The sequence below is a fragment of the Eikenella sp. NML99-0057 genome (assembly GCF_001648535.1).
Classification (GTDB): domain Bacteria; phylum Pseudomonadota; class Gammaproteobacteria; order Burkholderiales; family Neisseriaceae; genus Eikenella; species Eikenella exigua.
On the sequence record NZ_LXST01000001.1, the window covers coordinates 560,032 to 580,238 of the forward strand.

Consider the following 20,207-nt stretch of genomic DNA (forward strand, 5'->3'; position numbering starts at 1 on the left):
AAACGATGCTGGATACAAAACGGTGTAGAACGAAATTTCTCCAGTAATGTTGCCGCATTCTTGCCCCCTTATTTATTGTGCCGAAACCGGCGCATCATGAGCATAGGCTAGATTCTGTTTGGCATCGCTATCCAAAGTCCACACCGAAGCACGGCTACCACCTTCCGCCACGGTTTTTTGCTGCTGTCCGGCACTGTTTTGGCTGGTCTCCTTATAGGGATTGAATGGCAACCCTTCCAATGCGTACTGTCTGCACAATGCTTCCGGCACTTCTCTAACTTTGGTCGCTTGGTCGGTATAGCATGCACAGCCGCTTTTGCCACCATCTATGCAGGCAGCCACCCGTTCGAACTGCCTAACCTGTCGCACGCCGTTATACAGCGGTTTGGATTCCGGTCTTTCGGCCAAGGTGGGCACAAACATTTCCGGGGTCAGGTTGGCATTTTCTCCTTGGCCGGGAGAAGTTGCCGCCTGTGTTGCCTGTGTAATGCCGGCTACGGGGTTAGTAAGGTTTGCTGGTTCGGATACCGTTTGTGCCTGCTGCTGACTAGCCTGGTCATCACCTTTGGATTTGAAGCCCTGATAGGTTTTCCAACCCATATAGCCGACAATCGACAACATAAACAACACTACAAACGGCCCGAATACCAAAATATACCACCAACGCGAACGAACTTTCTTATTATGGCTGTGGACTTCAGCGGATTTGTAGTAATCAAAAACTTCCTCATTGATTTTGTGCACGCTGGAAACGGCGCGCTTGGCTTCGCTGGTCGTATTCGTTACCGCCTCATTCCACTCCAGACGGGTCAAACCGCCCATTTGATTGGCCGTGATGTGGATATGCTTATTCACGACCTCTTTTAGGTTCAAATCGATGATTTTCGGGGATTGCGTGATAAAAATCATATCAATGCCATAATGGCCGTGTACGTTGAGAAAGGACACGTTGGGCGGCATTTTGCCGTTGCCGTAGCGTTTAGGGTATAAATCCTGCACTTCGTCAAAAACCACCAACGAGCCGATATTCTCCTCCCACTTAAGCCACTCATACATATCTTCCCAGCTATGCCCTTCCGGCGGCTGATGATGCGGCAGTTTCAGGCCATTGATGTTCGAGAACAGCTTGCGGTCTTTGTAGGCTTCATCGTGCATAATCATATCGACGACAAAGGCGGTTTTGCCGATGCGCGGTTTGCCTGTTACGAGAACGATTTGCGCCATACTTATTTCCTTCCGAGGCGGCTAGCCAGTTTAGTCATGGATTTAAACGTAACGATAAAGGTCAGCATACCGAACATGATATTCATCACGACCCCGCCACCAGAGATGTAAAACATCTGCAGCAGCCCGGCAGGTGCACCCGAACCGAGCAGCAGACCGGTTATTTCCTGCTTGAAGCGGCTGATGATTAAATCGAAACCGACATAAGTAATCGCGGTCAGACCCAGCGCGGTAAATATGCGTGCTACAACGTTAATCAACAAAGGCGCTAAGGCGGCCAGAAATTTCATTGTCTATCCTTTCTCTATGATCGCTACCTAGTCCCCCGTGCTTTCCAGCGTGACTTCTTCAAATTCCCACTGGAAACCACTAACATTTGTGGCAAGCATTGACTGGCAATCCCACCGCGATTTCTGTTGCGAATTCTGCGAATTCTCCGCAGAAACCGACTAAGTTTCAGGCAAGCATCTGTCGTTTTGCGGGGGACTAGTCCCCCTGCGCCCCCTAGTCTCACTTGCGACGCCGCGCGGGGAAGGTCGCCGCTTCGCTTTGACACTTCCCCTACGGCTGGAGTGTATTTAGGGTGGGAACGTCAAGCGCAAGGCCTGCGGCTCCGTACTCACCCGTTCAGACTGCGTAATCAGCGAGCTGATTACTTCGCTTAGCTGCGGCTTCCGTGCGGACACTTGACTGGTTCGGCTGTTGCCGGAGGCGGAGAGAAACTTCACTGGTCTTAGTGAGGATTGTGGGGATTCGGACGGCCAGGCGGAAACGTTGCTACACTTCCTGACGTACCACGCGGGCGACGAAGAAGGCGGCCACCAGCCAGGCACCGGCAATGATGAACGGCCTAATCTTGCGGGCGGCGGCACAGGCGGGTTCAAGGCTGATGCTGAAGCGGCCGCCGAAGGCTTCGAACTCTTCGCCCTTGGGACAGGCGGCATCAGTGCTGAAGACGTTTTCAGGCTTGAAGTCGAGATTGACGGTTTCTTTGGGTATGGTCAGGTCGGCACTTCCAGGTTCAGGCTGTTGGTCGCAAGCCATAATTTCGGGATGCTCGCGGCACAGGTCGAATGGTTTCTGCTGGTCGGGCTGGTCTTTATTGCCGTTGCCAGATTGGTTGCCACCCGGCGTGGCAGCGGGCGCTTCCGGGGAATTTGGTTTGAGGTCAGGACGGTCTTTTAAGGTCTCTTGCACACATGTTCCGGCAGCACAGTTATAAAACCGCCATTGGGCTTGCTTGGCTTTGCCGTCGCGCGAATCGGTGAATGGGTCGGAATTAACTATTGTGCCGTCCAAAACGGATACTTTCGGCTCACTCCACGCGCTATCCGGCAGTTCGGCAGCTTTAATAACCTCTTCTGGTTTTTCTTCAAAAATGGGTTCTGCTATTCGTGCCAAATCTTCTTCTGTCAATTCAACTTCGCTCAACGCAAGGGTACTAACCTGCATATATTGCTTGGATATCTGTCCCGGTCTTAAAAAACCGATTTGCTTTACCACTTCGAATTGTACGAGGAGTTGTTTAGACGCAGGTTGATAACCGCAACTTAATTTGACGCCGATAGCGGATTGGTCAGAGAAATTAAAATTCTCTTTCGTAACCTGTCTGCACAATTCGCGCTCAATGACATCATTACTTAGGTTTTCCACCGGCTTGCCGTAAACAGCAAACTTGTTATCGGGTATATATTGTTTAGTCTTGGTATCTATGCAGCCTCCGGCAGATGATGCACAGAAAAGACTTGGATTGCGCATCACCATGTTGTTTTTGTCGGCATCGTAGCTATAGCCTGCATCTAGAACTTTATCTAGGATAGCTTCGAACAACAAACCCGCCACAAGGCTTTGCGGGGTGAATTTGGCATAACGAAGCTTGGTTAGCAGCCCGCGGGCTACACGGGCGCGGGAAACGGTGCGTGTGATTGTAGCAGGAACGCGGGCAGTTTTACGTGCACCAGTCATAACGGAGCGAAGAGTTGATAAATCATGCGCTGCAGAATACTCATAATAAAAACTTCGAGTAGCTGTAGAATAAGCAGGTTTTAAACCATTTATATTAAAGCCACTCCTCACTCTAACTGGTAAACCCGTTTTACCATCAATAATAAACTCCGGCCCAGCAAAAGCACAAAGCGGCAATAATAAGCAACTAAATAATAGGCAGTTCCTTATAAAGTTCTTTATGCGGACAAATGACAAAACATTTAGCATTATCAAAACGTATCCTCAAATATGAATGATCAGGAAACATAACTTCCACCCGATAATCATCCGCCCATCGGTTAAAAAAATTATGAACCTGTTCCATACCAAAACCAGTATGAAAAACTTCCTTCCTAACTAACTCTTTATAAAAAATAAATGCCATCGGTAGACCGCGATATAAATAGCTAGACTTTTGAAGTCTGTACAAATCTTCTTCTGAAATAAACATCTTAGATTCCTTCCCTTACCCAAAAATGGAAAGGAATTTAACATGCTGCTCAATCTTTGAACAGGAACAAGACCAGAATCACGGCAGTAAAGCCGTACATAAACCAAAAATCAATCATCGCCGCCCCCGCCCTCTGCCGGATTAGTGGCCGAATAAACAAGCTTGTACACAATACGGAATCCCCAAACCATGAAGAACAGGAACAACAGCGGGAACGTGGTAAAAATGCCGAGCTTGATTTGTTCGGCTATATCGCATTGGGGAAAGTACAGGTTGACGGGCTGGCCTTCTACCTGCCATGTTTGGCCGACTTTGTAGGGTCGGATTACTTTGCCTTCGGCGGTAATGGTTGGAGGCTGCTGCGACATCAGCCAGTCCGCAGCGTCTTCTTGCGAAGCGAAACACTGATAACCGATTCTGTAGCCCACAACAGCCCCCTCACCTTAGCGACCAGACCTAATCATGCCGTAGGCAATCTTGAAGCCTTGGATCACGATCACCACGGACAGCAAGGCCATACCGATGGCGGACACCATAACGGCGAATTTGGCGATTTCGGTCGCCGCAGTCGTACCGATGCTGCTCAAATCCACACCTTCTGCATAGGCAGATCCGGTTGCTGCCAGTGCCGTACCGGCAGCGGTTGCTTTCAGGCCGAAGCCTCTGAACTTCTGAAGTAAACGCATGATTTATCCTTTCTAAATGCGTTGTTATTAGGAAATTGGCGGCTATGCAAAGGTATTTCCGGAGCGCCGCCCGACCCCGAAACCGGTTAACCGAACAAGTAATAGGTCGATACGGCCAAAATGCAGCCCAAAACAACGAATGCGCCTAGAGCAATCTTGAACGATAAGGGAATTTTCGATTTCATTCAGTCCTCCAAATAGCGCAGGAATTCAAAGATGGCGAAACCTGCGCCGATTTCTTCAATGCCTGCTTCCACAGCGTCTTCACGGGATTCATAACAGCCCGCCCGCGATAACACCGGAGTAAAGCCGACATCCCCCGAATCGTCGGAACAAAGAAAGTCGTAACTTTCCAAGCTCTGCACGATAAAGAAACGCTGTAGCCTCATGTGCCCCCCTTATTTGGCCGGTGCTGTCTTTTTCGGCCCTTCGGGAATTTCGCGGAAATCCACTAAATTAATGCGCTGGGTTTTGCCGTTGGAGGTCATGGATACGGATAGTTCGGCGAAAAATGGGAAAGTTTTGTCTTTGAACTTTTCAAAATTCAGGCTGGTGCCGTAACGATATTCGCTGGTTACCAAACCAAGGGCATTGCCTTGGCTTTCATCCAGCGGGGTAGCCACTAGAACTTTGGTCTGGTCAATTTCCGTGCCTTCGATGTTGCCTTTGAACTTTTTGACACCAAGCACGGAAGCCTGCATAACAAAATTAATTTGATTCATGATATTTACCTTTCTGTTAGAGTTAATTAATGGCGATTCAGGCAGCCATCCAAGCCTTTAAAATCATTTGAATATTTTCCACTCATCAGGAAACATTCTTTCTTGCCGGTCAAAATTCGGGTCTTCTTGCATACGGGTCAAATAATCAATTTCGACCATCCCGAATTCATCCGCCTTATGCCTTGGCATGGCATGCATATAACCGTCTGCCGCTACTTGGCAGTCATATTCTTCAGGCCGTAACCCTTTGGGGTATTTATCATGCTCCGGTTTCAACTGGTTCACGATATCTTCGGCGTCATAACCGAGATCGGATAAAAAATTGAGTAAGCGCCCCACCTGATTCCTGGCATGCCTGACCTTGTGCTCCAGCATCAGGTTAACGGTCTTTTTTACGGCTTCGATACGCTCCGATTTCTGCTTGAAGATGCTTTCGCATATCGGATATGCCCCCGACAAGTATTTGCCCGGCTTCAACAACACGTCGAGCGGAATCACAATATCTCGCGCCCTAAATTCGACTTCAAAGCGCACCCAAGGGCTTTCTTTGTCGCCAAGCTGTTTACCTTTCTCATACACGCGGGTCAGTTTGGAGCTTTCGCGCGAGCCGATGTAGAAGGTTCTGCCACTGCCGTCTTGCGAACGCCAATCCGAACCCCTGCATTCGCTTTTTGGGATGCGGTTTGTCCACGAGAAACCGCCGTTGTCCAAATCTACTAGGGCTTGTTCAGGTGTGTATTCGCCTTGAAAGAAATCGTGTGCTACGTCAACGCGGGTAATTTTTGGACGGACGGCATCGGCTAAAAAATCGTACAGACGTTTTTCCCAGCCTTCTTTTGCAGCTATGCAGCCTTGGGCATTCAGTTCCACCAATACCGTTTCACGCTGGCCGCCGTAATGCAGCTTGCCGTATTGCATATCTTCGGGCCCGAGTTGGTAGCATTCGTTATAGAAAAATTTACCGCGATAATCGAATTTCTTGGTAATGCCGAAACCGAAAATTTCCTGTAGTGTCCGGCTGTACTGAATCAGGTATTCTTCATCTGCCACCAAGGGATGACCGGCTATCAGGCACAGGGTGCTTTCGTGGATGGTAAAGGTCAGCTGGTCGATAAAGGCGGCATCGCTTTGGCCGCGACGAAGCGGGACTTCCAATAATTTGCCGTTGCTGGAAATGACGTGAGTAAAGGTTTTAAAGGTTTCCCAGTCGTCTGCCTCCGTACCTTGCGCTTCAGGGTTATTTTTTCGTTCCCCCCCCTATTAGCCGAGGGGGGGCGGCCTGAATCGGCATCGGCGTCAGCACCGGCACAGCCCGCTGCCGCCTCTGCCGTTTCAGGCCGCATGCTGGCTGCTGCAATAATGGCATCAATATCGGATGCTTCCGGTAGCTGATATTTTCGCTTGCTCATAGCACGCACTCCTCCGGTACGAGGCGCACAACTTCGGATTCGGTAATGCTACGGAAAAACGGAATGCCCAATTCGATAGCGTCGATTACGTACAATGAATAGCTGTCGAGCAATTCGGGTACGACGTCTTCTGATTCGAGTTCTACTATTTCTGAATAAAGAATGTGGCCGCGCTCCGGCGTGATGTGCAGAATCAGCGTGACTTCGTAAAACAGGCCTTCTTTCGATCTGTCAATCGTGGCCGTGATATTGGGGTAGGTGGGTAATTGAAGTTTCATGATTTAAGCCCCTTTGCTTGGCTGTCTTGAAATAACGGGGCTTAAAAAACCCCGCTAACATAACCTTTGATAAGGTTTGTTAACGGGGTGCAATATATAAGGCTACCTGAAAACTCAAAATCTGTATTTTCAGGTAGCCTTTTTCAAACCCGCTTCACATCCGTCCGGTGCTGCCGAAACCGCCTTCACCGCGTGAGCTCTGGGCAAATTCTTCCACCACTTTAAACTGCGGCTGCACCACAGGCACGATCACCATTTGCGCCACGCGTGCCATCGGCTCGATGATGAAGGCTTCTTCGCTGCTGCGGTTCCACAACGAGATTTTAAGCTCGCCCTGGTAATCGGAATCGATGAGGCCAACCAGGTTGCCCAACACGATGCCGTTCTTGTGACCCAGCCCGGAGCGCGGCAGCAACATGGCGGCGTAGGCAGGATCGGCTAGGTGAATGGCAATGCCGGTAGGTACGAGGAATGTGCCGCCAGACGGTAACTCTACGGCTTCGTCCAAACAGGCGCGCAAATCGAGGCCGGCGGCGCCGGGGGTGGCATAGTGCGGCAGGTGGTCTTGCATTTTGGGGTTGAGGATTTTAAGTTCGACTGTAGGTTGCATGGCTGTCTCTATAAATGTTTGAATTCTTAATGATGATAAATTTTCAGGTAGCCATTATGCCCTGCGGCAGGCTACCTGAAAATATGGCTGCTGCGCTACTTACGGCATCAGCATACCACCATTGACGTGCAGAGTTTGACCAGTAATATAGCGTGCCTGCTCGGAAGCAAGGAACAAGACGGCAGCAGCCACATCGTCAACCTCACCGAACTTACCTAGTGCCGTCTGCGCAGTAAAAGCAGCACGAACTTCCTCTGGTAGCGATTGAGTCATAACAGTATCAATAAAGCCCGGAGCAACGCAGTTAACAGTGATACCACGGCTGCCCACTTCACGTGCTAGTGATTTGGAAAACCCCATTAAGCCAGCTTTGGCAGCGGCGTAATTGCTCTGACCAGCGTTGCCCATCGCGCCCACCACGGAGGTGATACTGATGATGCGGCCGCTGCGCTGTTTCATCATACCGCGCAACACGGCTTTACTGGCGCGGAACACAGATTTGAGATTGACCTGCATGATGTCATCCCACTCCTCTTCTTTCATGCGCATCAACAAACTATCGCGCGTAATACCGGCATTGTTTACTAAAATATCTAATCTACCAAATTCTTTTTCGATACCGGCAATCAAATTTTCGATACTATTTTCTTCATTGATTTCCAGCACACGACCATGTCCCTGCCAAGGTTCCAACTGCCGGCCAACAGCAACTGCGCTTTCTTCGGTAATAGCGGTACCAATCACCGTAGCGCCGGCTTGCGCCAGCGTGGAAGCAATAGCAGCACCGATACCACGTGAAGCTCCAGTAACCAATGCAATTTTTTGAGATAGATTTTGGGTAAGCATATTGGGATTCCTTGTGTTAAGAGTTAGATATAGCAGATTAGCTTAATTTTCGCTACGATTGGCTCGCCTGCCGTACTACTGTACTGTTTATGACTCGTCACCTTGTATCAAACAGTGTATTAATCCGCTATAGGTTTTCAGATAATGGTTCAATTCAGTAGCAACCAAAAGCTACCTGAAAGCTTAATGGGTGGCGATAAATGTGTCCATCGCTTCCTGCGAAGTGAGCGCGGCGCACACGGCGGCTTTGTCGATGCGTTTAGCCAGACCGGCCAGCACTTTGCCGGGGCCGCATTCGGCGGATTCGGTAATGCCTTCGCGCACGAGGAGCGCCACGGTTTCCGTCCAGCGCACCGGGCTGTACAGCTGGCGCACCAGCGCATCTTTGATTTGCGCGGAGTCGGTGTAGGAAGCCACGTCCACGTTATTGATCACGCGGATTTGCGGTGCGTTCAATACCACGCTTTGCAGGGCGGCGGCCAGTTTTTCGGCGGCAGGCCTCATCAGGCTGCAATGCGACGGCACAGACACAGGTAGCGGCAGCGCACGTTTGGCACCGGCTTCTTTAGCCGCGGCCATGGCGCGTTCCACTGCAGTAGCATCGCCAGCAATCACCACTTGGCCGGGCGAATTGAAGTTCACCGCCTCAGCCACCTGCCCTTGCGCGGCAGCGGCGCAGATTTGGCGCACGGCATCGTCTTCCAGCCCCAAAATGGCCGCCATCGCGCCCTGCCCTTGCGGCACAGCCGACTGCATCAGCTCGGCACGCAGGCGCACCAGGCGCACGGCATCGGCAAAATCCAGGCTGCCGGCGGCCACCAGCGCGCTGTATTCGCCCAGGCTGTGCCCGGCTACGGCGGCGGGGGTTTTGCCGCCCGCTTCGAGGTAGGCGCGGTAGGTGGCCACACCGGCGGCGAGCATCAAGGGCTGGGTGTTGACGGTTTGGCCGATAAGCGCGGCATCTTCGCCGTTCATCATCGCCCACAAATCCTCGTTCAGCGCGACGGAGGCCTGCTCAAAGGTTTGGCGGATAACGGATACGCCGTCGAAACCAGCCATCATATTCAGGCTCTGCGAGCTCTGGCCGGGGAAGAAAAAGGCAAAAGACATGGTGTTTCCTTCTGTATCAAGAGTGTTGCTTTGGAAGCGTACAGGCTACCTGAAAGTGGTATTCAGATTTCTCAGGTAGCCTTATAGCTTGGCCAATTGGGCTTAACGTGTTTTAAAAGCAGCTGGCGGTGTAGCAAGGTTAGCCGAATTCTGCCGCAAACAGGCTACCTGAAAGTGTCGGTTTCAAAGTTTCAGGTAGCCTTTATCCAAAAGCCTAATCAGCGCCAGTGGTAGTTCGGTGCCTCTTTAGTAATCTGCACGTCGTGCACGTGCGATTCGCTCATACCGGCAGCGGTGATTTCCACAAACTCGGCCTTTTCGTGCATTTCGGCAATATTGGCGCAGCCCAAATAGCCCATGCTGGAACGCAGGCCGCCCACCAGCTGGTGGATGATGTTCACAATCGGGCCTTTATACGGCACGCGGCCTTCGATGCCCTCGGGCACGTATTTATCTGCGCTGTCTTGTTTGTCTTGGAAATAGCGGTCGGACGAGCCTTGGCTCATCGCGCCCAGCGAGCCCATACCGCGATAGGATTTGTAAGAGCGGCCTTGATAGAGCTCGATTTCGCCCGGCGCTTCGTCTGTGCCGGCAAACATGCCACCCAGCATCACGGTGGAGGCGCCGGCAGCCAGGGCTTTGGCCACATCGCCGGAGAAGCGGATGCCGCCGTCGGCAATCAGCGGCACGCCGGTGCCTTTGAGCGCCTCGGCCACGTTGTGAATCGCCGTCAGCTGCGGCACGCCCACGCCGGCCACGATGCGGGTGGTGCAAATCGAGCCCGGGCCGATGCCCACTTTCACTGCATCTGCCCCGGCAGCCACCAAATCGCGTGCCGCCTGTGCGGTGGCAATATTGCCGCCAATTACCTGCACTTGCGGGAAGTGTGCCTTCACCCAACGCACCCGATCCAAAACACCTTGGCTGTGGCCGTGTGCGGTGTCCACCACAATCACGTCCACCCCGGCAGCCACCAAAGCGGCTACGCGTTCGTCGGTTTCCGGGCCCACGCCCACCGCAGCACCAACGCGCAAGCGGCCGTCTTGGTCTTTGTTGGCATGGGGGAATTCGGTGGTTTTCAAAATATCGCGCACCGTGATCAGGCCTTTGAGCTCGTCTTGGGCGTTCACAACCAAAACGCGCTCGACCTTATGCTGATGCATCAGTTCGCGCGCGTCTTCAATGCTGGTGCCTTCGGGCACGGTAACCAATTCAGCACGGGGCGTCATGATGGCGGACACCGGCTGGTCGAGGCGGGTTTCAAAGCGCAAATCGCGGTTGGTAACCAAGCCCACCAGTTTGCCGTCCTGCACCACCGGCAAGCCAGACATCTGCCGCTTGCGCTGTGCGCGCATTTCCAACAGCTGGCCAACCAACATTTCCGGCACAATCGTAATCGGATCTTTCACCACGCCGCTTTCGTGCCGTTTCACCTTGGACACTGCTTCGGCTTGGCGTTTAATGCTCATATTCTTATGAATAATGCCGATGCCGCCCTCTTGTGCCATAGAAATGGCCAATCGCGCCTCGGTAACGGTGTCCATGGCGGCGGAAATCAAGGGCATGTTGAGGGAAATATTGCGGGTAAGGCGGGTTTGCAGCGAGACGTGCTTGGGCAGCACTTGGGAATGAGCGGGAACAAGCAATACATCATCAAAGGTGTAGGCTTTTTCAACGATTCGCATGATTAAAACCTTCTTGTCGGTTGCTAATAATGCGGCCGTATTGTAGCAAATTTGCCGGCATTTAGTAAGCAAAACGGCACAAACCGGCCTCAGGCATGACAGCAGGCCACCAGTTGAAGTACAATGGAAACCGATTGTGTAACTATGACTCAACGGGAAGACCGCTCAAATGAATAAAAAATTAACCTTGCTGGCCGCCTGCGCCGCAACCATGTTGTTTTCAGGTAGCCTGATGGCAGAGGACGTGTACCAATGGAATGGCCGCAGCCCCACCTATTCCGATGTGCCGAAAAACCTCATTCCCGCCACCAGCAACATTGTGAATGTGCGCACCCAAACCTCGCGTCCCGCCGCTGCCCCTGCCGGCCACCAACAAAACCAGCTACCACAGGTGCAGAACAACAACGGTGAAATCTCCGCTGCCGATTTACAGGCCATGGCCAACCAAAAACAGCTTGAAGAAAACAAAGCTATTGAAGATGCCAACCGCAAAGTGCGCGAAGAAAATGAGGCCGCCCGTGCCAGCGCCTGCAGCACTGCCAAAATCAACCTGCAACACGCGCAAACTGCCCGCATCCAAAACCGCGAGCAGCTCATCCAGCAATATCAGAGCAACGTAAATCAATTCTGCAACTAACGGCGCTCCAGCCGGTTTGATTCAGCCGGCCGTCCGGTATTGCCGTTTCACTTCCCAGCAAACCTTCGGCCATGTCTGATTTCGACCCGCATGCCATTATCAGCAACCTGCCCAACCTGCCCGGCGTTTACCGCTTTTCGAATAAGGATGGGCAGGTTTTGTATGTTGGCAAAGCCGTCAACCTCAAACGCCGCGTGGGCAGCTATTTTCAAAAAAATGACCTATCCCCGCGCATTGCCCTGATGGTACGGCAGATTGCCCACATCGAAATCACGGTAACCCGCTCCGAAACCGAAGCGCTGATTCTCGAAAACAACTTCATTAAGGCCTTGTCGCCGAAATACAATATCCTGTTTCGCGACGACAAGTCCTACCCCTACCTCATGCTCACCGGCCACAACTTCCCGCAAATGGCCTACTACCGCGGCAGCCTGAAGAAAACCAACCAATACTTCGGCCCCTACCCCAACAGCTACGCCGTGCGCGACAGCATTCAGATTTTGCAGAAAGTTTTCCTGCTGCGCACCTGCGAAGACAGCGTGTTTGAACACCGCGACCGCCCCTGCCTGCTCTACCAAATCAAACGTTGCTCCGCTCCCTGCGTCGGCCACATTTCGCAGGAAGACTACCGCACCAGTGTGGAGGAAGCCGCCACCTTCCTCAACGGCAAAGCCGACCGCCTGCTGCAAAGCCTCACCGCCAAAATGCAGCGGGCTGCCGAAACGCTCGACTTCGAACACGCCGCCCGCTACCGCGACCAAATCCAAGCCCTAGGCAAAATCCAGAGCCAGCAATTTATCGACAGCAACAATCCCAACGCCGCCTACAACATCGATATTCTCGCCCTCGCCACCGAGCAGGGCGGCATCTGTATCCACTGGGTCAGCATCCGCAACGGCCGGCGCGTGGGTGAAAAAAGCTTTTTCCCCGACAGCCGCCACTCTGCCCCCGAAGAAGCCGCCGCCTATGGTGAAGCCTTCGCTGCACAGCATTATCTTGGCCGCGACAAACCCGACATTATCATCAGCAACTTCAGGCTACCTGAAAACCTGCAAACTGCCCTAATCGAAGAGCACGGCAAACAAATTCGCTTTATTGCCAAAACCAGCGGCGAGCGGCGCGTGTGGCTGCAAATGGCCGAACAAAACGCCCTGCTCGCCCTGCGCCAGAAACAGCAACAAAACCAAAACCAAGAACAACGCGTCCAAGCCCTGGCCGAACTGCTGCAACTGCCCACCGCCGAGCTTAACTGCATCGAATGCTTCGACATCAGCCACACCCAAGGCGAAGCCACTGTCGCTTCCTGCGTAGTATATGAAAACCAAAGCATGCGCCCCGACCGATACCGCCGCTACAACATCAAAACCGCCAAAGCCGGCGACGACTATGCCGCCATGCACGAAGTGCTCACCCGCCGCTACGGCAAACTGGCCGAAGGCAACGAAGAAGACGGCAAATGGCCCGACCTGGTGCTGATCGACGGCGGCAAAGGCCAGGTGGCCATGGCGCAGCAAGTATGGCAGGATTTAGGCATCCGCCTGCCCATGGTCGGCATTGCCAAAGGCCCCGAGCGCAAAGCCGGCCTCGAAGAGCTGATTATTCCGCACTTGGGCACCACCACCCAACTCCCGCCGCACCACCCCGCCCTGCACCTTTTGCAAACCGTGCGCGACGAGTCCCACCGCTTTGCCATCACCGGCCACCGCCGCAAACGTGGCAAAGCCCGCGTTACCTCCTCGCTGGCCGAAATCCCCGGCGTGGGCGACAAGCGCCGCCGCAACCTGCTCACCCGCTTCGGCGGCCTGCGCGGTATCCAAGCCGCCAGTATCGACGACTTGGCCCAAACCGAAGGTATCAGCCGCGCCCTGGCCGAAAAAATCTACGAAGCCCTACATTGAAAGACCGCAACATGCCCTGGAACATCCCCATCCTGCTCACCTGGTCGCGCATCCTCATGATTCCGCTGTTTACCGCCCTTTTCTACCTGCCCGCCTCCTGGCGCGTGGGTATCCAAACCGTAAACACCTGCGCCGCCGCATTATTCGTGCTCGCCGCCGTGACCGACTGGTTCGACGGCTACCTCGCCCGCAAATGGAAGCAAACCTCCGACTTCGGCGCCTTCCTCGACCCCGTGGCCGACAAACTCATGGTGGCCGTCGCCCTCATCCTCCTCGTCCGCCTCGACCGCACCTGGGCCATCTGCGCCATCATCATCATCGGCCGCGAAATCACCATCTCCGCCCTGCGCGAATGGATGGCGCAGCTGGGCAAACGCAACAGCGTGGCCGTGGCCGCCATCGGCAAATTCAAAACCGCCGCCCAAATGGCCGCCATCACCCTGCTGCTGCTGCAAAGCTGGCCCGCCCTCGGCCTCGACTTCATCTGGCTGGGCAACGCCCTCATGTTCGCCGCCTGCGTGCTCACCCTGTGGTCGATGTTCTACTACCTCAAAATGGCCGCCAAAGAATTCAAACAACCCCGCCCGCCCAAAACTATCTGATAGCGCAAACTTCAACGAGGTAAAAACAAACACAGCAAAACAGAACGCGCAGATAATATTTAAATATTTTTAAACATTCGAGAAGCGTATCATCTTGTTACCCCACCCACCGATGCTCTCAATATCATCAATCTTCCCTTGTTCTGCATCGGCAAAACATGAAGGTTGGATTTTTATGATTTTCAGGTAACCTGTACCAACATCTACCAACGCTTGCTGCTTGCTCCTGATTGGGCGCTATTTGCTGCTGCGCAGCCTACCACCGCATGAATTACCTCTGCCGAACAAGTGCGCCCGCTGTTCGCCGTCATGCCCGCAAGCCTAACCCAGCAGCTGCAATCCTTGCTATACTTCGCCCATCATCCGCGCATTGCCGAGGCACTGAGCCAAGCAGGCGCGGCACGCATCCGCCTGCTCAGTTCGGCTGCAGAGCTGGAAAACATTTTAATTGCCGAACGGCAACACCTCACTCAGGCTACCTGAAAATTGAAATTCCAATGTGTGCAAACGCCGCACCGGCTTTCAGGTAGCCTCACAACCGATTGAATAATATGAAAGGAATAGCATGAGCCAACCGGAAAACGAATCCGTACCCGCCGTACAGCCTCCCGCTCCCGCCCCGGCCAGCCCTGTTGCACCGGTGGTCGTTAAATCCGGCGGTAAAGGTTTGGGCGCGTTTGCCCTCGTGCTGGCCGTGCTCGGCCTGGGTGCCAGCGGCTTTTTGTTTGTGCAGGGGCAAAACCTGCTCAAACGCCAGGAAATCCAGTTCGATCAAAAAATCAACCAGGCTGCCTTGGGCGAATCGCAAAACGCCGCCCTGTTAGCCGATGCCGGCCGCAAGCTGCAAGACAACGAAGCCCTAATCAAGCAGCTGCAAAGCGATATGCAAACCCAGCAGGCCGAAGCCGCCGCCAACAACCGCGCCCTGCAAGAGCTGTTGAAAACCCGCAGCGACTGGGTGGTGGACGAAGCCGAGGCCGCGCTCAATCTGGCCGGTCAGCAGCTGGTGATTGCCGACAACGTGCCCGCCGCCGTAGCCGTGCTCGAAGGGCTGGATGCCCGTTTGGCGCGTTTCGAGCAGCCGCAGCTGCTGCCTTTGAAACAGGCCGTTAGTGCCGACTTGGCCAAACTGCGCCAGCGCCCCTTCACCGACACCGCCAATGCCGCGCTGCGCTTGAGCCGCCTGGAAGCCGCCGTGGGTGCGCTGCCGCTCTTGGCCGATTCCAGCCTGCGCCCGCCGCAAGCCGCCGCGCCCGCTGCCGTCTCGCCGAATGATCCGTGGTGGCGCCAAGCCTGGAACCGCACCCTCGGCGGCCTCAAAGGCATGGTGGAAATCCGCCGCCTCAATAGCACCGATGCGCTCCTGATGTCGCCCGAACAGGCATTTTATGTGCGAGAAAACCTGCGCCTACACCTGCTCTCTGCCCGCGTGGCTCTGATGCAGCGTCAAAACGATATTTACCAAAACGACCTGGCCGCCTCGGAAAACGCCGTGCGCCAATACTTTGACGCTGCTACCCCCGCGGCCCAATCCTGGCTGCGCGAAATCGCTCAGCTCAAAGCTATCCAGCCGGGTAGCGGCAACGTGGGCGACAGCCTTTCTGCCAGCCTGAAAGCCATCGCCGACTACCGCCAGCAGCGCCAAGGCGAAATCCTCGGCCAGCCTGAAGCCGCTTCTGAAGCTGCCGCTTCGCAGCCTGCCGCGCCCGTTTCCGTGCCCGCGCCGGCCAGCCAACCCACACCGGCAGCCTCCGCCCCCGCGCTTCCAGCGCCGGCTCAGGCTTCCGCCGCTCACAAGGGGATTGAATCATGAAAGGCCTAATTTGGATTATCGTGCTGTTTGCCGCCGCAGTCGGCCTCACCATTGCCGCGCAGCATTACAGTGGCAACGTGTATATCGTTATCGATCAAACCCAAACCCAGATTGCGGTAAACCTGCATTTATTTGTGGGCGCCATGCTCGTGTTCGTGGTGCTGCTCTACCTGCTGCTGCGCCTGATTAACGGCATCATCAACATTCCCGGCCGCGTGCGCCGCTTCGGCCGCAGCCGCCAGGCGCATCATGCCGAAACTGCGCTCAACAAAGCCGGCCTCGCCTACTTTGAAGGCAAATTCCAACACGCCGAGCAAGAAGCCGCCAAAGTGCTGGAAAACAAAGAAGCCGGTCACAACCGCACCCTCGCCCTGATGCTCGCCGTGCACAGCGCCGACCAAATGGGCGACGATGCTAAGCGTGAAGGCTACCTGAAAGAAATCGCCCAGCTGCCGCATAAAGCCCAGCTCTCGCGCCACCTGCTCGAAGCCGAATCCGCGCTCAACCGGCAGGATTATCCCGCCGCCGAGGCCGCCCTGGCCGCTGCTGCCGCCATCAACCCCAAGCTCACCCGCCTGGTACGCCTGCAGCTGCGCTATATGTTCGAGCAAAACAACCCCTTGGAAGTGCTCGACCGCGTGGCCAAGCTGGAAAAAGCTTCCGCCCTCAACGCCGCCGAAGCCGCCCAATACCGCGAATGGGCTTGGCGCGAACTCCTCGCCCTCGCCGCCGACTATCCCGCCCTTAAAGCCTGCCTCGGCCGCATTCCCAAAGAAATACAGGAAGGCGAACTCTGCGCCCCGATCGCCGAAAAAATGCTGCAAATCGGCCAGTATCCCCGTGTGGTGAAATGGGTAAAAGCCCACTATCCCAAGCATCGTAATGCCCAGCTCCTGCCGCCCATGATTGAAGCCGCCCGCTACCTGAGCCCGCGCGAACAGCAGAAAATCATGGACACCGTGGAAGGCTGGCTGCACGACGCACCGCAAGACGCCTCCTTGCTGCTGCACCTCGGCCAAATGGCCTACGCCAAACAACTATGGGGCAAAGCCCAAGGCTACCTCGAAGCCAGTCTGCAAGCCCAAGCCACTCCCCAAGCACGCTTGGTGCTGGCCAAAGTGTTCGACGAAATGGACAAACCCGAGCAGGCTGAGCAGCAACGCCAACTGGTGCTGACCGAAATCACCCCAGAAGACGACGAAAACGCCGCCGAATAAGGGCATACGGAAAAAGGCTACCTGAAAACAAGCTTTGCCAATTTCTGCTCAGCTTGTTTTCAGGTAGCCTTTATTCAAGCCGATAATAACTAAAACCATGATTTTTCATACAAAGTAGCAAACCGCAGGCAATACCAGCAATATGTCAAGGCAAATCGGCGCGATTGGAAAGAGAAGTGCTTTGGTAGCAACACATGCCTCCAATAACGGCAATAGTGTAACAACACGGCCACTCCCGCCAATAAGGCTGCCTGAAAATCCATCCCCGTTTTGCGCTAAAATGACCGCTTTCCATTCTTCCACAAGGCCGCCCGTCATGCCCCAGCAAACCGCACACTACCTCAAAGACTACCGCGCCCCCGAATACCTCGTGCCGCACATCCGCCTGAATTTCGACGTGTATGACGACCATACCGCCGTTACCGCCGAACTTTCCATCCAGCCCCAGCCCGATGCTGGCGGCACATTGGTGCTGCAAGGCTCGGCCGATCTGGTTTTCCTCGAGCTCAACGGCCAAAGGCTACCTGAAACCGCCTACACCTTAGAAAACAACACACTATCCATCCAGCACGTTCCCGCCCAGCCCTTCAAGCTGAGCGTAACCACCCGCCTTTATCCGCACCACAACAAATCCTTGATGGGGCTCTACGCCAGCGGCGGCAACCTCTACACCCAATGCGAACCGGAAGGCTTCCGCAAAATCACCTACCACCCCGACCGCCCCGACGTGATGGGCATCTACACCACCCGCATCAGCGCCGACCGCGCCCGCTTCCCCGTGCTGCTTTCCAACGGCAACCGTACCGGCTACGGCACGCTGCCCGACAACCGCCACTGGGCCGAATGGCACGACCCCTTCGCCAAACCCAGCTACCTGTTCGCCCTCGTGGCAGGCGATTTGGTGTGCACCCGCGACAGCTTCACCACCCGAAGCGGCCGCCAAGTGGCACTCGAATTCTTCACCCGTGCCGAAGATGCCGGCAAAGTGCGCTTCGGCATCGAATCGCTCAAACACGCCATGCGCTGGGACGAAACCCGTTTCGGCCTCGAATACGATTTGGATATTTTCATGGTGGTGGCCGTGGGCGACTTCAACATGGGCGCGATGGAAAACAAAGGCCTGAACATTTTCAACACCGCCTGCGTGCTGGCCGACAGCCGCACCGCCACCGATGCCGATTTCGAGCGTGTGGAAGGTGTGATCGCCCACGAATACTTCCACAACTGGACCGGCAACCGCGTTACCTGCCGCGACTGGTTTCAGCTCTCGCTCAAAGAAGGCCTCACCGTATTCCGCGACCAAGAATTCTCTGCCGACCGCGCCAGCCGCGAAGTCCGCCGGATTGAAAACGTATCCTTCCTGCGCGCCCACCAGTTCCCCGAAGACGCCGGCCCCACCGCCCATCCCGTGCGCCCCGCCAGCTATGTGGAAATGAACAATTTCTACACCCTCACCGTGTATGAAAAAGGCGCCGAAGTGGTGCGCATGTATCACACCTTCCTCGGCGAAGCCGGCTTCCAGCAAGGCATGAAGCTTTATTTCCAGCGCCACGACGGCCAAGCCGTTACCTGCGACGACTTCCGCGCCGCCATGGCCGATGCCAACGGCTTCGATTTCGAGCAATTCGCCCAGTGGTACAGCCAGGCCGGCACGCCGGTGCTGGAGGTTTCAGGTAGCCTGCAAGCCGGCAACCGCTTTGTGCTGAACATCCGACAAAGCATCCCGCCCACGCCCGATATGTCCGTCAAACAGCCGATGATGATTCCGCTCAAAATCGCCCTGTTCAGCGCCGACGAAGACACCTTCGGCCAGCCCGTCCCTTTCAGGCTACCTGAAAACGGACACACGCAAACCGAAGCCGTGCTCACCCTGCGCCAGGCCGAAGAAAGCGTTGCCCTACAATTTGAAGGCAACTATCAACAAGTCGTCCCCTCCCTGCTACGCGGCTTCTCCGCCCCGGTAAACCTGCACTACGCCTACAGCGAGCACGAGCTCTCCGTGCTGCTCGCCTGCGACAACGACCCCTTCGCCCGCTGGGAAGCCGCGCAAACCCTCTACCGCCGCGCTATTTCCGCCAACGAAGCCTCCCTGCTTTCAGGTAGCCCCCTGCCCGAGCACCGCGCCCTGCTGCAAGCCATCGACTATGTTTTGCGTGCCGACATCAGCGCCGCCTTCCAAGCCGCCCTGCTCGCCATTCCCAACGAAGCCGAACTCTGGGCCGGCCGCCAAAACATCGATCCGCTCATCGTCCACCGCGCCCGAGAAGCCCTGCTCGATTTGATTGCCGCACACTTCGCCGACCAATTTGCTGCACTCAACGCTGAGGCCCGCCGCATGGAAGAAGAGCAGTCCGGCCTCGCCGAGCCCTACGAATACCATCCGCAACAAGCAGGCTGGCGCGCCCTGCGCAACGCCTGCCGCGCCTTCATCCTGCGCGCCCGCCCCGGACACATCGAACAAGTGGCCGCCAACTACAATCAAATGGCACGCAACATGACCCACGAATGGGGCATCCTCAGCGCCATCAACCACAACGAGCGCCCCGAGCGCAACCGCCTTCTCGAACAATTCGCCGCCAAATTCCACCGCGACGACCTTGTGATGTGCAAATACTTCAGCTTGATTGCTGCCAGCCACCGCGCCGACACACCCGCGCAAGTGGCCGCCGCGCTCGAACACCCCGCCTTCAGCCTAGAAAACCCCAACAAAACCCGCTCCCTGCTCGGCAGCTTCAGCCGCAACGTGCCGCACTTCCACACAGCAGACGGCAGCGGCTACGCCTTCCTCGCTAGCCAAATCGGGTGCATCGATCGCTTCAACCCCCAAATCGCCGCCCGCCTCGCCCAAGCCTTCAACATCTGCGCCCAGCTCGAACCGCAGCGCCGCAGCCTGATGCGCGCCGAGCTGCAAAAACTCGCCGCAAACCCCGCCCTCTCCAAAGACAGCGGCGAAATCATCGGCAAGATTTTGCAGGCTTCTGCATAGGAGGGAGACAACAAAAGGCTGCCTGAAACACCGTGTAGCAAAGTTTC

The 20,207-nt window shown here is 55.1% G+C and carries 22 protein-coding genes; 7 read left to right on the forward strand and 15 right to left on the reverse strand.

Translation table 11 applies throughout. From position 1 onward, the window contains the following. Window positions 1-72: 72 nt before the first annotated feature. The 15 genes from A7Q03_RS02720 to guaB form a co-directional block, all read right to left on the reverse strand. Window positions 73-1,224, reverse strand: a complete 1,152-nt coding sequence (locus A7Q03_RS02720; RefSeq protein WP_067447077.1) for a zonular occludens toxin domain-containing protein — start codon at window positions 1,222-1,224, stop codon at window positions 73-75. Window positions 1,225-1,226: 2 nt separating this feature from the next. Next, the gene (locus A7Q03_RS02725) at window positions 1,227-1,514 is read right to left on the reverse strand and encodes a DUF2523 family protein (protein WP_067447079.1); all 288 of its coding nucleotides are present in this window, start codon (window positions 1,512-1,514) and stop codon (window positions 1,227-1,229) included. A gap of 487 nt (window positions 1,515-2,001) precedes the next feature. Continuing rightward, window positions 2,002-3,426 carry an IgG-binding virulence factor TspB family protein gene (locus A7Q03_RS02730; RefSeq protein WP_167738600.1) on the reverse strand — a complete coding sequence of 475 codons (1,425 nt, stop codon included), beginning with the start codon at window positions 3,424-3,426 and terminating at the stop codon, window positions 2,002-2,004. Next, window positions 3,377-3,661 carry a hypothetical protein gene (locus A7Q03_RS10090; RefSeq protein WP_067447083.1) on the reverse strand — a complete coding sequence of 95 codons (285 nt, stop codon included), beginning with the start codon at window positions 3,659-3,661 and terminating at the stop codon, window positions 3,377-3,379. The genes A7Q03_RS02730 and A7Q03_RS10090 overlap by 50 nt, the downstream gene beginning before the upstream one ends. A 110-nt stretch (window positions 3,662-3,771) precedes the next feature. Beyond that, window positions 3,772-4,089, reverse strand: coding sequence for a hypothetical protein (locus A7Q03_RS02740; RefSeq protein ID WP_067447085.1), 318 nt, complete (start codon window positions 4,087-4,089; stop codon window positions 3,772-3,774). A gap of 15 nt (window positions 4,090-4,104) precedes the next feature. Next, window positions 4,105-4,347 (reverse strand): hypothetical protein, encoded by a 243-nt coding sequence (locus A7Q03_RS02745; RefSeq protein WP_067447087.1) that lies wholly within the window; start codon window positions 4,345-4,347, stop codon window positions 4,105-4,107. A 185-nt stretch (window positions 4,348-4,532) separates the two neighbouring features. Then, entirely contained in the window at window positions 4,533-4,736 is a 204-nt protein-coding gene (locus A7Q03_RS02750; protein ID WP_067447089.1) for a hypothetical protein, read from the reverse strand. Window positions 4,737-4,745: 9 nt separating this feature from the next. Continuing rightward, complete coding sequence (locus A7Q03_RS02755) at window positions 4,746-5,069, reverse strand: hypothetical protein (RefSeq protein ID WP_231863703.1); 324 nt, start codon at window positions 5,067-5,069, stop codon at window positions 4,746-4,748. Between the two features lie 63 nt (window positions 5,070-5,132). Continuing rightward, window positions 5,133-6,224, reverse strand: coding sequence for a replication initiation factor domain-containing protein (locus tag A7Q03_RS02760; RefSeq protein WP_067447090.1), 1,092 nt, complete (start codon window positions 6,222-6,224; stop codon window positions 5,133-5,135). Continuing rightward, entirely contained in the window at window positions 6,170-6,478 is a 309-nt protein-coding gene (locus A7Q03_RS10350) for a hypothetical protein (protein ID WP_197474739.1), read from the reverse strand. The genes A7Q03_RS02760 and A7Q03_RS10350 overlap by 55 nt, the downstream gene beginning before the upstream one ends. Continuing rightward, window positions 6,475-6,756, reverse strand: a complete 282-nt coding sequence (locus A7Q03_RS02765) for a hypothetical protein (RefSeq protein WP_067444336.1) — start codon at window positions 6,754-6,756, stop codon at window positions 6,475-6,477. The genes A7Q03_RS10350 and A7Q03_RS02765 overlap by 4 nt, the downstream gene beginning before the upstream one ends. 154 nt (window positions 6,757-6,910) lie before the next feature. After that, window positions 6,911-7,366, reverse strand: a complete 456-nt coding sequence (gene dut / locus A7Q03_RS02770; RefSeq protein WP_067447093.1) for a dUTP diphosphatase — start codon at window positions 7,364-7,366, stop codon at window positions 6,911-6,913. A 99-nt stretch (window positions 7,367-7,465) separates the two neighbouring features. Then, window positions 7,466-8,212: a 3-oxoacyl-ACP reductase FabG gene (fabG, locus tag A7Q03_RS02775; RefSeq protein WP_067439577.1), complete on the reverse strand. Its 747-nt coding sequence runs from the start codon at window positions 8,210-8,212 to the stop codon at window positions 7,466-7,468. A 183-nt stretch (window positions 8,213-8,395) separates the two neighbouring features. Beyond that, complete coding sequence (gene fabD / locus A7Q03_RS02780; RefSeq protein ID WP_067447095.1) at window positions 8,396-9,322, reverse strand: ACP S-malonyltransferase; 927 nt, start codon at window positions 9,320-9,322, stop codon at window positions 8,396-8,398. Window positions 9,323-9,540: 218 nt separating this feature from the next. After that, window positions 9,541-11,007 (reverse strand): IMP dehydrogenase, encoded by a 1,467-nt coding sequence (guaB, locus tag A7Q03_RS02785; protein WP_067447097.1) that lies wholly within the window; start codon window positions 11,005-11,007, stop codon window positions 9,541-9,543. A gap of 169 nt (window positions 11,008-11,176) precedes the next feature. Here guaB and A7Q03_RS02790 point away from each other — a divergent pair, with 169 nt between their 5' ends. From A7Q03_RS02790 to pepN, 7 genes are all read left to right on the forward strand, one after another. Then, window positions 11,177-11,644, forward strand: coding sequence for a hypothetical protein (locus A7Q03_RS02790; protein ID WP_067447099.1), 468 nt, complete (start codon window positions 11,177-11,179; stop codon window positions 11,642-11,644). Between the two features lie 71 nt (window positions 11,645-11,715). After that, complete coding sequence (gene uvrC / locus A7Q03_RS02795) at window positions 11,716-13,542, forward strand: excinuclease ABC subunit UvrC (RefSeq protein ID WP_067447101.1); 1,827 nt, start codon at window positions 11,716-11,718, stop codon at window positions 13,540-13,542. An 11-nt stretch (window positions 13,543-13,553) separates the two neighbouring features. Continuing rightward, the gene (gene pgsA / locus A7Q03_RS02800) at window positions 13,554-14,144 is read left to right on the forward strand and encodes a CDP-diacylglycerol--glycerol-3-phosphate 3-phosphatidyltransferase (protein WP_067447388.1); all 591 of its coding nucleotides are present in this window, start codon (window positions 13,554-13,556) and stop codon (window positions 14,142-14,144) included. Between the two features lie 309 nt (window positions 14,145-14,453). Next, window positions 14,454-14,627, forward strand: coding sequence for a hypothetical protein (locus A7Q03_RS02805; protein WP_153705427.1), 174 nt, complete (start codon window positions 14,454-14,456; stop codon window positions 14,625-14,627). A gap of 82 nt (window positions 14,628-14,709) precedes the next feature. Further along, on the forward strand, window positions 14,710-15,957 hold the full coding sequence (locus A7Q03_RS02810) for a uroporphyrinogen-III C-methyltransferase (protein ID WP_067447105.1): 1,248 nt from the start codon (window positions 14,710-14,712) through the stop codon (window positions 15,955-15,957). Continuing rightward, window positions 15,954-17,174 carry a heme biosynthesis HemY N-terminal domain-containing protein gene (locus A7Q03_RS02815; protein ID WP_067439603.1) on the forward strand — a complete coding sequence of 407 codons (1,221 nt, stop codon included), beginning with the start codon at window positions 15,954-15,956 and terminating at the stop codon, window positions 17,172-17,174. Before A7Q03_RS02810 ends, A7Q03_RS02815 begins: the two co-directional genes overlap by 4 nt. 316 nt (window positions 17,175-17,490) lie before the next feature. Next, window positions 17,491-20,160: an aminopeptidase N gene (gene pepN / locus A7Q03_RS02820; protein WP_067447107.1), complete on the forward strand. Its 2,670-nt coding sequence runs from the start codon at window positions 17,491-17,493 to the stop codon at window positions 20,158-20,160. Window positions 20,161-20,207 lie beyond the last annotated feature (47 nt).

Excerpts from the sequence above, each read along its gene's own strand:
- A7Q03_RS02805 (WP_153705427.1), top strand. The coding sequence starts at position 14,454 with ATGCCCGCAAGCCTAACCCAGCAGCTGCAATCCTTGCTATACTTCGCC.
- A7Q03_RS02750 (WP_067447089.1), bottom strand. The coding sequence starts at position 4,736 with ATGAGGCTACAGCGTTTCTTTATCGTGCAGAGCTTGGAAAGTTACGAC.
- A7Q03_RS02745 (WP_067447087.1), bottom strand. The coding sequence starts at position 4,347 with ATGCGTTTACTTCAGAAGTTCAGAGGCTTCGGCCTGAAAGCAACCGCT.
- fabG (WP_067439577.1), bottom strand. The coding sequence starts at position 8,212 with ATGCTTACCCAAAATCTATCTCAAAAAATTGCATTGGTTACTGGAGCT.
- A7Q03_RS10090 (WP_067447083.1), bottom strand. The coding sequence starts at position 3,661 with ATGTTTATTTCAGAAGAAGATTTGTACAGACTTCAAAAGTCTAGCTAT.
- A7Q03_RS02790 (WP_067447099.1), top strand. The coding sequence starts at position 11,177 with ATGAATAAAAAATTAACCTTGCTGGCCGCCTGCGCCGCAACCATGTTG.
- A7Q03_RS02720 (WP_067447077.1), bottom strand. The coding sequence starts at position 1,224 with ATGGCGCAAATCGTTCTCGTAACAGGCAAACCGCGCATCGGCAAAACC.
- A7Q03_RS02765 (WP_067444336.1), bottom strand. The coding sequence starts at position 6,756 with ATGAAACTTCAATTACCCACCTACCCCAATATCACGGCCACGATTGAC.
- A7Q03_RS02725 (WP_067447079.1), bottom strand. The coding sequence starts at position 1,514 with ATGAAATTTCTGGCCGCCTTAGCGCCTTTGTTGATTAACGTTGTAGCA.
- pgsA (WP_067447388.1), top strand. The coding sequence starts at position 13,554 with ATGCCCTGGAACATCCCCATCCTGCTCACCTGGTCGCGCATCCTCATG.
- dut (WP_067447093.1), bottom strand. The coding sequence starts at position 7,366 with ATGCAACCTACAGTCGAACTTAAAATCCTCAACCCCAAAATGCAAGAC.
- guaB (WP_067447097.1), bottom strand. The coding sequence starts at position 11,007 with ATGCGAATCGTTGAAAAAGCCTACACCTTTGATGATGTATTGCTTGTT.
- A7Q03_RS10350 (WP_197474739.1), bottom strand. The coding sequence starts at position 6,478 with ATGAGCAAGCGAAAATATCAGCTACCGGAAGCATCCGATATTGATGCC.
- A7Q03_RS02810 (WP_067447105.1), top strand. The coding sequence starts at position 14,710 with ATGAGCCAACCGGAAAACGAATCCGTACCCGCCGTACAGCCTCCCGCT.
- fabD (WP_067447095.1), bottom strand. The coding sequence starts at position 9,322 with ATGTCTTTTGCCTTTTTCTTCCCCGGCCAGAGCTCGCAGAGCCTGAAT.
- uvrC (WP_067447101.1), top strand. The coding sequence starts at position 11,716 with ATGTCTGATTTCGACCCGCATGCCATTATCAGCAACCTGCCCAACCTG.
- A7Q03_RS02755 (WP_231863703.1), bottom strand. The coding sequence starts at position 5,069 with ATGAATCAAATTAATTTTGTTATGCAGGCTTCCGTGCTTGGTGTCAAA.
- A7Q03_RS02815 (WP_067439603.1), top strand. The coding sequence starts at position 15,954 with ATGAAAGGCCTAATTTGGATTATCGTGCTGTTTGCCGCCGCAGTCGGC.
- pepN (WP_067447107.1), top strand. The coding sequence starts at position 17,491 with ATGCCCCAGCAAACCGCACACTACCTCAAAGACTACCGCGCCCCCGAA.